At 29.6% G+C, this 11,425-nt stretch carries 10 protein-coding genes and 2 pseudogenes; 2 read left to right on the top strand and 10 right to left on the bottom strand.

Features of this window, described 5'->3' with window-relative positions; genetic code table 11:
• Positions 1-86 precede the first annotated feature (86 nt).
• The 8 genes and pseudogenes from CYJ57_RS07875 to CYJ57_RS07460 all read right to left on the bottom strand — a co-directional run bounded on the left by CYJ57_RS07875 (position 87) and on the right by CYJ57_RS07460 (position 9,273).
• Positions 87-224 (bottom strand): hypothetical protein, encoded by a 138-nt coding sequence (locus CYJ57_RS07875; RefSeq protein WP_023054952.1) that lies wholly within the window; start codon positions 222-224, stop codon positions 87-89.
• Positions 225-524: 300 nt separating this feature from the next.
• Positions 525-1,877 (bottom strand): MATE family efflux transporter, encoded by a 1,353-nt coding sequence (locus CYJ57_RS07490; RefSeq protein ID WP_101954753.1) that lies wholly within the window; start codon positions 1,875-1,877, stop codon positions 525-527.
• Positions 1,878-1,898: 21 nt separating this feature from the next.
• The gene (locus tag CYJ57_RS07485; RefSeq protein ID WP_016648523.1) at positions 1,899-3,644 is read right to left on the bottom strand and encodes an ABC transporter ATP-binding protein; all 1,746 of its coding nucleotides are present in this window, start codon (positions 3,642-3,644) and stop codon (positions 1,899-1,901) included.
• Positions 3,645-5,357, bottom strand: a complete 1,713-nt coding sequence (locus CYJ57_RS07480; protein ID WP_101954752.1) for an ABC transporter ATP-binding protein — start codon at positions 5,355-5,357, stop codon at positions 3,645-3,647. It abuts the gene before it with no gap.
• A 15-nt stretch (positions 5,358-5,372) separates the two neighbouring features.
• Positions 5,373-6,856 (bottom strand): annotated as a pseudogene (locus CYJ57_RS07475) (ABC transporter ATP-binding protein).
• Positions 6,857-6,867: 11 nt separating this feature from the next.
• Positions 6,868-7,548: an energy-coupling factor transporter transmembrane component T gene (locus CYJ57_RS07470; RefSeq protein WP_101954751.1), complete on the bottom strand. Its 681-nt coding sequence runs from the start codon at positions 7,546-7,548 to the stop codon at positions 6,868-6,870.
• A 10-nt stretch (positions 7,549-7,558) separates the two neighbouring features.
• Positions 7,559-8,146, bottom strand: coding sequence for an MptD family putative ECF transporter S component (locus tag CYJ57_RS07465; protein WP_070609668.1), 588 nt, complete (start codon positions 8,144-8,146; stop codon positions 7,559-7,561).
• 155 nt (positions 8,147-8,301) lie between these two features.
• The gene (locus tag CYJ57_RS07460; RefSeq protein ID WP_101954750.1) at positions 8,302-9,273 is read right to left on the bottom strand and encodes a helix-turn-helix domain-containing protein; all 972 of its coding nucleotides are present in this window, start codon (positions 9,271-9,273) and stop codon (positions 8,302-8,304) included.
• 325 nt (positions 9,274-9,598) lie between these two features.
• Here CYJ57_RS07460 and CYJ57_RS07455 point away from each other — a divergent pair, with 325 nt between their 5' ends.
• Together CYJ57_RS07455 and CYJ57_RS07450 are read left to right on the top strand one after the other, a co-directional pair.
• Entirely contained in the window at positions 9,599-9,955 is a 357-nt protein-coding gene (locus tag CYJ57_RS07455) for a plasmid mobilization protein (RefSeq protein ID WP_101954749.1), read from the top strand.
• A gap of 1 nt (position 9,956) precedes the next feature.
• A pseudogene (locus tag CYJ57_RS07450) lies at positions 9,957-10,088 on the top strand (relaxase/mobilization nuclease domain-containing protein); the annotation flags it as partial.
• Between the two features lie 128 nt (positions 10,089-10,216).
• Here the strand turns inward: CYJ57_RS07450 and CYJ57_RS07445 are convergent.
• A complete protein-coding gene (locus CYJ57_RS07445; RefSeq protein WP_101954747.1) occupies positions 10,217-11,059 on the bottom strand; it encodes a nucleotidyl transferase AbiEii/AbiGii toxin family protein in 843 nt (280 codons plus the stop codon).
• The coding region (locus CYJ57_RS07440; RefSeq protein WP_425319860.1) for a type IV toxin-antitoxin system AbiEi family antitoxin domain-containing protein at positions 11,056-11,425 on the bottom strand (370 nt) is incomplete at its 5' end. The genes CYJ57_RS07440 and CYJ57_RS07445, both read right to left, overlap by 4 nt.

Raw genomic sequence — 11,425 nt, 5'->3', positions numbered from 1 at the left:
GGGTATGTTTTTAGTGGTTAAAAACATTGTACCGTAAAAGGGCTGTTACATGGCCTTTTAACTTTTACACAATTATATGGACTTTATCACTTTCTATCTCTCTTTTTATAATCATTTTCTATTCTATTTTTTATTTTTGTGTATTCCTTATCATTAATTAATTTAAGATCATAAAGTCTACATAACATAGCAACTCTCATACTATAAACCTTTATTGCTTGCATTTTACCTCCTATGTAAGTTATTTTTTTACCTTGATAAGTGAATTAAATTTAAAAAATGCTAATCTCACATAATCAATTTCAAGAATCTTCACACTTCAAAGTATTTGGATTTTTATAGAAAGATGAAAAAATACCCCTCACTTTATATAGTGGAATTTGCCCTCTTTGGTAACCTGAATTTTTATTTTTTATAGTATTTTTGAGTTTTAATGATTAATTTGAGCATAAAAAAATGAGGACTTATGCTACTAGGCATAAATCCTCTAAAATGAAAGAAACTCTTTCGATTGTTATTTGTATTTAGTTTTTCAAACTAATTTTATCCATCCTATTTAATTCCCCAAACATCATTACTACACCAGCTATTATCATAATTAAATCTACAAGGGGTTCTGCAAACCATACTGCTTTAACTCCAAATATCATTGGTAAAATAATCATGGCAGGTACGAATAAAAATAACTGTCTTAGCATTACTATTATGCCGGCTTTTTTAGCGTTTCCTATTGATTGGAAGAATGTTATAGTCATTACCATTACTCCATATAGGATAAAGATAGAATAAAATAGTCTAAAGTTTCCTATTCCCTGAGTTATAATACTTTCTTCTACTCCAAATAAAGAAAGAATATTCTTTGAAAATGCTAATGCTGGTATCCAAAATATTGATGCAAGAACTAATCCTCCGATAGAAAATACTTTCATAGCTTCTTTTACTCTGTCGTATTTTTTCGCTCCAAAATTTGTACCAACTACAGGTTGTAAACCTTGACTCATTCCCCAAAGTGGAATGAATGAAAAGGCATATATTCTAAGTGTTGCTGCCATCAAGATAGCATTTGTATCTCCGCCATATTTAAATGACATTTTATATAGCATTGTTTGTTGAATCATAAATAAAATTTGCATCATCATAGCAGATGACCCTACGCCAAACATTTCTCTTTTTATTTCCTGATCAGGTTTGATTTTATTTATTTTTACTGCTTTACTTTTATATTTGAAGTAATGGAGTGTTATTATCGCTTGAACGAATTGTGCTGTAATAGTTGCAAGTGCAGCCCCTTCTATTGCGTATTTTCCCATTAATTTCATTAGAATTGGATCAAGAATTATGTTTAAAAAAGCTCCTAGCCCCATAATGAGCATTGCTTTTTTCATTAATCCTTCTCCACGCATAACCATGTTTGCTGATTGAGTAAAGTTTACAAATAAAGAACCAATAAAAATTACTCGTAAATATCTGATACCATATTCTTTAATTTCTCCACTTGCTCCAACCATATCTAAAAAATGTGGTGCAAGTAAAATTCCGCCTATTGTAATAATTGATGAGAATAGAATAACCCAAAAGATTAAATTCCCCATAATTTTATCAACTGTTTTTTTGTCGCCCTTTCCTATAGCTCTTGATAAAACCGATGCTGAACCTACACCAATAAGTGTAGATACACCACTATTGAAAAATGTAAGTGGCATAGCTACACCACAAGCTGTCATTGCTGTTTGTCCTATAATATTTCCTGCAAAAATTCCATCCATTAGTGGATAAAGACCTATTACTATCATTCCTATTACAGCAGGGACAGATAATTGAAAAAGTAAATCTATGGGTCTTTTTGTTAATAATTGTTCTTTCATATCTTGTTTCATAAAATCATCCTCTATTAAATTTTATTCAATTTTCCAACCAGTAGCTTTTTCTCTTTTCTCAATAAAACTCTTGTATATGTGTGATTTTTCCATAAGCTCTTTATGTTTACCAATACTTTCAATATTTCCTTTATCCATAACAACAATTTGATCAGCATTTTTAATAGTTTCAAGTTTATGTGCAATCACAATTACAGTTTTATCTTTTAACAAATTGTTTAAAGCAGTTATAAGTTGTTGTTCATTTTCTGGATCTACACTTGAAGTAGCTTCGTCAAGAATAATAATTCTGCTTGGTTTTAGCATAGCTCTTGCTATAGATATTCTCTGACGCTCTCCTCCAGATAAATTTGAACCACCCTCTTGTAAAACTGTGTCATAACCATCTGACAACTTCATAATAAATTCATGACACTGTGCTTGCTTAGCAACATTAATAACTTCCTCATCACTAGCTTCTGGATTTCCGAACTTAATGTTGTTTTTTATAGTGTCATCAAATAAATAGACGTCTTGAAAAACAAAAGTGAAATTAGATAACAGATTGTCATACCTAAAATCTTTTATGTTATTATCATCAATCAATATTTCTCCAGAATCTACATCCCAAAATCTAGCTATCAAATTACAAAGTGTTGTTTTTCCACTTCCAGAACCACCTACAATTGCTGTAGTCTTACCTTTTGGAATATCTAAATTTAAACGGTTAAATAAGTTCTGTTCGTCATATGAGAAGTCAACGTCCTTTAGATTTATATCTCCTTTTTCGAAGCTTGTTCTTGTGCCTTCTGAAATTGTTGGTAAATTCCTAAGTTTAGCAATTGAATCCAAGTTTTGTATAGCTATTCCTCTAACGTTTTGCATACTTCCAGCCATTTCAAAACCAGAAAAAACAATAAAACTAGACACTACAAGCATTACAGCTTTATAGTGATCAATTTCTCCTATACAAAATCTATAAATAGCTGAAAATATAATAAGACAAATCCCTAATTTAAATATAATTAGAAATATCAAAGCAGCAGGTGCTACAGTTTTTTCAACATTTATAAAGCCTCTTCTATTTTTATAAATCTCTCTGTCCAATTCTTTAGTCATTTCACCACTTTTTCCAAACGACTTAATGACGCTAATACCTTTAACATACTCTAAAGTAGATGCGTTTAGATTTATTTTTAACGCTTGTAATTTTTTAGTCAACTCATCTGATTTCTTTTGAAAGATAACATTGCATAACATTCCTAAGAATAAAGTTCCTAAAATTATAGAACCTGTAACTATATCAAACGGAATCATAAATATCGCCATTATTATAGTTTGAATTACTCCCACAAATAAAGTTTCTATTATATTAACTCCTACGGTTTCAAGTTCACCTATAACTGTGGTTAATCCGCCTGAAATGTTTCCAAGGCGATTACTGCTAAAATATCCCATATTCACTTTTTTTAGCTGATCACCTATATATAGCCTATTTTCTGCTCCCATATTGTAAGTTGCGATGTATTTATTTCTATCAGCCATATAACTAGATAATATTTTCCCTACTACACTTAGTAGAGCTATTGCAAATACGACATAGATGTCTTCTTGTGTAATATTTCTTCCTTCAAATATATTTTGAAATATTTTAAGTAAAAGCAACATTGTAGCTCCAAGGGATATTCCTTCAAATATACTTTTTAATACTTCAAAGAAAAACATCTTGCTAATTTTGGAAGATTCTTTTCCAGCGACCCAATATAACTTGTGAATTAATTCTTTCATTTACTCACCCCTATCGTTTGATAAACTTATGTGTGATTTCCACATTTTTGCATATGTTTCACTTTTTCCAAGAAGTTCTTTATGAGTTCCTTCTGCTTCAATTTCCCCATTGTTTAATACTATGATCTTATCGGCTCCTATTATTGTAGAAAGCCTATGAGCAATCATAATAACCGTTTTATTTTCAACTAATGCATCTATAGATTTTTGAATTTCAGCTTCATTATCTGGATCAGAATATGCTGTAGCTTCGTCTAATAAAACTATTGGGCTATCTTTAAGCAAAGCTCTTGCTATTGTAAGTCTTTGTCTCTCTCCTCCAGACAAGTTGCTCCCAGATTCTCCAATTATGGTTTCATATCCATTAGGAAGACTCATAATAAAGTCATGACAAGAAGCTTTTTTACAAGCGTCTTTTATCTCTTCAATACTAGCATTTTGATTTGCCATTCTCATATTATCTATAATACTTTTTCTAAATAGATAATTTTCTTGTGATACATAGGTTACAAGTTCCATGTTCTTTTCAAGAGAAACATCTTTAAGATTTACATTTCCTACGGATATTTTCCCTTTATTAATGTTCCAATATCCCGCAATTAGCTTAGCAATAGTGGATTTTCCACCGCCAGAATAACCAACAATAGCTGTAAGTTTATTTTCTTTTGCACTAAAGGATAAGTTATCAAAAACTTTTTTCTTATCATTATAGGCAAAACATACATTTTCAAAATTAATATCGTATGATCTTATTTTTTCCTCTCCATTACCTCGTTCTAACTCTGGTAACTCCATAACATTTTTTATTTCATCAATTACAACTCTCACATTCGCCATAGTATCAATATGACTCATAGCTTTAATCAAAGGTTTGTAGCAGGCATAAGATAATAAAACACACATTATTAGATTGCCTACTTCAATACTTCCATTCATATACAAGTATAAAGAAGTTGGTAAAACAAATAATAAAGTTGATGGTAAAACTTCCATTGCTGCTGTCATATAGAAACAAACACTTAAATACCAATTTAGCATACTGTCTCTATTACTATTTACAGCATCTACAAATTTTCCATATGATGATGCAGATTTATTGAATGCCTTTATAACTTGAATACCTCTAATATATTCAACAGCTGTTGTATTCATGTTTTTTGCGGCTTCTTGATAATTTCGTGATTTTTCTTCATATCCACCCATCATTAGAATTGAAAATAACACCCCTAGTGGTAATGTAATAAGATTTGCAATTCCAATCCTCCAATCCATTATAAAAATAATAACTACTAAAGCGATTGGAATGATAAGATTAGCTATTACTTCAGGAATAACATGAGCTATCGGTTGCTCAATTTTATTCAAAGTTTCTACCATAAACTGAGTCCATTCTCCACTAGATCGTTTTTCAATCTCTCCCATTGATAATCTATTAATTTTTCTTACAAGTTTCTTCCTCTCATCCTCTATTATGCGAAATGCTAAATTGTGAGAAATTAAAGTTGAAATCTCATGAAAAATAACACTTCCTATTAACCCACCTAAAATAAGCAAAATTGGTCTTATATAGAATTCTAAATCTGTATTACTAATTGCTATATTTTGAGTAATCTTAGCTAAAGCAAAATATGGTACAACACTACAAAAAACACCAATTACTGCAATAATAACTGATGATAAAATTTGTCCTATATGCTTTTTTAAAACTTCCATTACGCACCTCCTAAATTATTTAGCCTCCATAGCTCTTAACAGCTGTCCTATATTATCAATATAAAAATCTTCTGTTATTATCCCATTCTCTAGTTTTACAAGTCTATCACACGTCTTTGCTATAAATTCAATATCATGAGAAATTATCAAAAATTTTGTTCCTTTTTTTGTTCCTCTTTGATTAATCTCCCCACCTTATCCATACTCCTGAAATCAAGCCCTGATGTCGGCTCATCCAATATAATAAAAGGTGTTTCTCTCAACATAGCTACGCATAGAACCAATCTCTGTTTTTGACCACCTGATAAAGTTGCTGGATGCTTATCTCTTATATCAAATAATCCAACTTTTTTTAAAAGTTCCTCTGCTTTCGTGATATAATCTTCTCTATTTTTTAACCCAGTTAATAATTCATCCATCAAATCTTCCCCAAATAATTGAGAGTCTAAATCTTGAGGAATATACCACACTTTGCTTAACCTCATCTTTTTATTAGCTTTGAGTCCATTTATCTTTATTTCTCCATCAGTCTGATTTTGAATCCCAGAATAAATTTTACCGAGTGTACTTTTACCTGTTCCATTTATTCCTACTAAAGCAATAGTCTCATTGCTATCAAATTTAAGTGACACATCTTTTAGTACGAAATTATTTTTATATTTTTTACTAATATTTTTCACCTCAAAATCAAAAGAATTGTCACTACTAATTTCTTTTTCTTTAACTTTGTGGTCATCTACAACAATATCATTAAGATTTATTGAGCGTAAGCCCAATGCATTTAAGTCTTTTGAACTGATTTTTTCAAATTCTTCTGCTTTATAACTATTTATTAAAGATCCATTTTGTATCAATAAATACCTATCAGCTATTCCTTTTAAATAAAATAACCTATGCTCAACAATTACTATAGTTTTTCCTTCTTTTTTTAAGTTCATTACAAGTTTTGAAAATTTATATATTGATTGTAAATCAAGATTTGCAGATGGTTCATCAAATACATATATAGATGGTTCGATAGCTCTCGCTGAACAAATTGCTACTTTTTGCCTAATTCCATAGGATAAATTGTATATCCTATTATTTAACAATTTATCAATATTCATTTTCTCACTTGATTCATTTACTCTTCTTATTATTTCATCACGCTTATATCCCAAATTTTCCGGTCCAAATGCAATTTCTCCATTAACTTCATTGGCAAAAAATTGGCTTCTAGGATCTTGAAATACATTACCGACTAACTTTGCTATTTCCCAGGATTTTAAATTTCTAATAGATTTGCCGTCAACAAATACTTCTCCATCTAAATTTCCTTCGTAAAAATTTGGAATCAAGCCATTTATAGTTCTTGTTAAAGTAGACTTTCCACATCCAGACTCCCCTATAATTACACAACATTCACCATCTTTAATGTCTAAATTTATATCTTTCAACTGTTCATCTTTATTGCTATTATACGAAAAAGATAATTTTCTAATTTCCACTTTATTATTCAATGGTGCACCTCTCATATAAGACATAATATAAATAAAACAAAGCTTGCAGTTATTATAATTATGTCTAATTTACACAACTTGTTGCTATAATATGAATCCCTTTTTATTGGGTTTTCAATTCCTCTAACAATCGCTGCTGCTGATAATTCATCTCCTACTTTTATAGAACGAAAAATTAAAGGAACTATGGCATATTCAAGAGTCCTCAAAGGATTTGATAAAATATGAAAGAAGTTACCTGTAAATCCCCTTACTTTCATAGCTTCTTTTATTGTTCTAAATTCTCCAGCAATTGTTGGTACAAATCGAATAATTACCGTTAATACAAGTACAAAATTTCGTGGCAACATTAATTTGTGAAATATTGAAATTAATTTTCCTGATGGTATCTTAAAAGTTAAAAATCCTGCCATGATTGGAACTATGAATTTATACAACATTCCCAAAAGCATTGGAGAAATTATAACTACACCACTAGGTATCATTTTTAATAACCAAAATGTAGTAAAACTATATATCATAAAATAAATAATGCTCTGCTTGATAAAACCAAAATATGCTAAAAGCATACAAAGCCATCCTACAAACAGAGCATGCATATAGTAACTTTTTGTAAATATTGACACCATACAGGAAATTATAGTTAAAAAAAGACAAGTTATTCCACTTATTTTTTCTATTTCATTTCCCATATATCTCCATTTACTCTAAAATACCCGCCTTTTTAAAGTGCTTTTTAAGAATTTTTTGTGCAAACAAAACACCTAAAGCAGATAATATAACGGTTATTGTTACACCTAATAATAGTAGTTTTGGTGAAGATACCAAATTATATTGCAATGTTAATGTCTTATCTGCAAACCCACTCTCTAAAGCTTGCTTTTGATAAGATTCCCAAGCTATCCAACATGGAACTCCTATTCCCATGAACATACCAGCACCATAAACACTCCAGCCAATCATATTTCTTATTGGATTTATATAAGTGTCTTTGCCTATCATTACTATTTCACACAAAATAGCAAGTCCAATAAAATATGGAAGCATAAACACATAACCCATAGCTGCTGTGATAAGACCATAAATTAATATCCATATAAATAATAGCCCATGTTTATTAAGTCTGTTAGCTGCTACTAAGTAGAAAATAGCTCCTATAAACATTTCAATTCCAGCAGTACCATAAATATATACAACCGGAACAGCAACCATACTCATTCCAATAACAATAGATATTGCATAAAATAAAGCAATCATAATAGCTACTGTTACTACATCTTTTGTAGTCATTTTTTATTGTTCATAAAACACCTCCGTTAATTAATAAAATGTACATAGAATGTGTATAGAGAATATTTACAAAAAAATATCCATCTCAACTTTATTATAAAGTAAGATGGATATTTTCTTTATAACCTGACAGCTCTTTATTTGCTCTAAAAAGGTCAGACGGATTTTTTTCTATATTCTTGAGGAGTTTGCCCAAAATGTTTTTTGAATGACTCAGAAAATTTACTAGGATTCAAATATCCTGACAAATCAGAAATCTCTCCTATTGACATTAAGGGTTTATGAATTAATAATTTAGCAGCGGCTTCTAAACAATTTTCCCTAATAAAATTACCTATTGAGCTTCCAGTTATGTATATGAAACATCTCTTCAAACTGGATTCTGAAATAGCATATTTTTTTGATAAATCAGAAATAGAATATCTTTCAAAAGGATTATTTAGAATCGTCTTATATGATTCTACAGTTGCTTTATATACTGGTTCTGAAAAAGATGTTAACTTAAAAGTATCTGAACTTTCAAATAAATTTAAAAATAATAACAACTCTATTGTTTTTATAATTGAATAAGAAAGTCTTATTCTAGAATCTACTCTATAAAGTTCACTAATAACATGGTCTATCTCATGACGTGAATGAATAATTAAAGCTGCACCATTTTTACACAAACGATCTTTTATTTCTAACAAATCAATTTTTGCATACGGAAAGTATTTATCAATAGATTTTTGTGCCTTTTCAATATCAATAAATATTGAAAGTCCCACATATTTTTTTGTTGGTATGCATGAATCTTCAAAAGGAACTTTACCTATTTCGATTACACTTAGATCACCTTTACCTATCAGAGCACGTTCATTATTTTCAAGTTTAAACTCATAACATCCCTCTAAGCAATGATCTATTTTTAAAACCCCGCTTTTAGGATTTATTTTTTGATATGCTGTCTCCATATTTAGATTATTATAAGATAATTGAACACCTTCAAATAAATTGTAGCAACGCATTTCGCCACAGCCAGTAGAATTTTCAATTGTATAAATTTTACATTCATCAGTAACCTTTTTTTCAGAAAAAATATATCCTTCAAGTACATTTTCTATAATATCTTCATGATTTAATTCCAAAACTCTACCTCCTAATGCATCATAATAATTAATTAAATTATACCCAAAAATTAGATTTTATACTAAAAATACACTATAGCATATTAATCGTACATCTATATTTTAAGCTTTTCTATTAGATACAAACATTTCAATTTTATGGTATAATGATAGTAATTAAATAACACGCTTAACGCTAATAACTTTAATAGCAAGCAAAGTCAGTGTACGGACACTTACGAAAAAATTAATGGAGCAGACCTTTACGGAATGCTCCATTTTTTAATTTTTACCTTGTTAGGGAGAACCCTAAGACCCCGAAATATATTTTATAAAGGAGAATAAAATGGCAAATAGATTTAGAAATGAAAGAATAGAAATAAAACTAACTAGGGAAGAAAAAGAAGTTTTTGAAAAGAAAATGAAACTTGCAAACTGCAAAACTATGTCCCACTTTCTTAGGAAATGTGTATTAGAAAAAGAGATTTATGTTGTAGATTTAGAACCATTTAGAAACTTACAATGGCTACTTTCAAATGCAACAAATAATATAAACCAGATTGCAAAAGCTACTAATACAACTGGTGTTATTTACAAAAATGAAATTGAATCTATGAATAAACAGATAGAAAAATTATCAAAAGAAATATGGCAGATCTATTCCCTACTTCTTAACAAATCAAAAGAAAGTTCTGGTGATTAGTATGGCAATTACAAAAATACATCCTATAAAATCAACTCTAAATTTGGCAATAGATTATATAACTAAGAGTGAAAAAACTGATGAAAAAATCTTGGTATCTTCATTCAAATGTCATCCTTCTACTGCCCATACTTAATTTATGAAAACACGAAAAATTATATTTTTTAGCAAATTTTAAAATAAAAAAGAAGTAGAATAATTCCACTTCTCTTTTACCTAAATATTTTCTTGTCTACAATTTGCCATACAGCGTCCGTTAAATTACATCTCATTAATTCTATTTGATAAAGTTGTCACTACATCAACCACTTTATCAAAGGTCAAATCTCCAATGTATTTATTTTCACTGAGATATACTTCCCACAAGGATCTTAGGTATGAATCTTCTTTTATATCCTCGATTATTTCCTCATAGTCTTGCATTATCTCCCAGCTTCCTCTTTGGTTTGAGGTTCTTTCTATTGCTTCTTTTAAAATTTTATAATCTATCTCATCTTTTTTTAATTTGTAGAGGGTGTATAGGTCGTAAAAGTCTCTCATTCGTGTTGTTGTTATATTTCTTCTGATTATGGTTTCATATTTTTCTGCGAGAATTGTTTCTAATGGGTATGCCATTATTTTTATAGCTTCTTTGCTAAAGATACAGGGATAGGTATATTCTATTTCTTTGGGTGTTATTGCGTCTCCTGTTGTTAGATCTAGTTTCATTGGATTTTTAGTTTTCCCAACATTTGCTATTAGGGATATTCTAAAGTTTTCGTACTCGTCCTCTTCTCTTATATAACTGATGTCTTTTATTTCAAATTTTATTCCGTCATCGACATCTATATTTATCATTTCTTCTACAATTTCTTTTATTCTTTTTTCTTTTAGAGCTATGCCTTTAATGGTTGTGTCCATGTCCATAGTTGTTCTATTTCCAATACCGATCAAGGATGATATTAAGAATCCTCCCTTTATTACAAAATTATTTTTGTATTGTGATTTAGATAGTCTTTCTAAAAATCTTTCGAAAAAATATATTTGTAGAACTTCTTGCGACTTCAGATTTTTCTTCTCTGCTAGACTTCTTATCTTGCCCTTTATACTTTCGATATTAGTCACGATAATACCTCCATATATTTCCTAATTTCCTCCTCTATTTTTAATAGTCTACTGTATTTTATGAGTCGTCTTAGATTTTTATTTGGTGATTTAAAGTATCTTTTTAAGGCTTCTGTAAAAATCTGTTTATCTATTTTTTCTCTTTCGATTATGATATCGCAAATTGTTCGATCAATATCATAAACTGGGATAAGGTTGCTTTGTGGTGATTTTATTTCTGCCTTTCCTAGTTCGTATAAATCTTTCTTTACATAGTGAATTTGTAGATCCTCATATCTTTTTTTGATATGGCTTGCATTGTAGCCTTGGGGTACAGATATATGAAATACATTTGGAGTCCTATCGGATAGGTCGTGGAGGTAGAGG

Origin of the sequence: Falseniella ignava, from assembly GCF_002847645.1 — a bacterium.
GTDB classification, from domain to species: domain Bacteria; phylum Bacillota; class Bacilli; order Lactobacillales; family Aerococcaceae; genus Falseniella; species Falseniella ignava.
The sequence above is the reverse complement of the archived record's forward strand: the minus strand, read 5'-3'. Positions and strand labels throughout refer to the sequence as shown.

Bases quoted from the DNA above. Each gene is read 5' to 3' on its own strand.
- CYJ57_RS07485 (WP_016648523.1), bottom strand. From the start codon at position 3,644: ATGAAAGAATTAATTCACAAGTTATATTGGGTCGCTGGAAAAGAATCT.
- CYJ57_RS07480 (WP_101954752.1), bottom strand. From the start codon at position 5,357: ATGGAAGTTTTAAAAAAGCATATAGGACAAATTTTATCATCAGTTATT.
- CYJ57_RS07490 (WP_101954753.1), bottom strand. From the start codon at position 1,877: ATGAAACAAGATATGAAAGAACAATTATTAACAAAAAGACCCATAGAT.
- CYJ57_RS07455 (WP_101954749.1), top strand. From the start codon at position 9,599: ATGGCAAATAGATTTAGAAATGAAAGAATAGAAATAAAACTAACTAGG.
- CYJ57_RS07875 (WP_023054952.1), bottom strand. From the start codon at position 224: ATGCAAGCAATAAAGGTTTATAGTATGAGAGTTGCTATGTTATGTAGA.
- CYJ57_RS07470 (WP_101954751.1), bottom strand. From the start codon at position 7,548: ATGGGAAATGAAATAGAAAAAATAAGTGGAATAACTTGTCTTTTTTTA.
- CYJ57_RS07465 (WP_070609668.1), bottom strand. From the start codon at position 8,146: ATGACTACAAAAGATGTAGTAACAGTAGCTATTATGATTGCTTTATTT.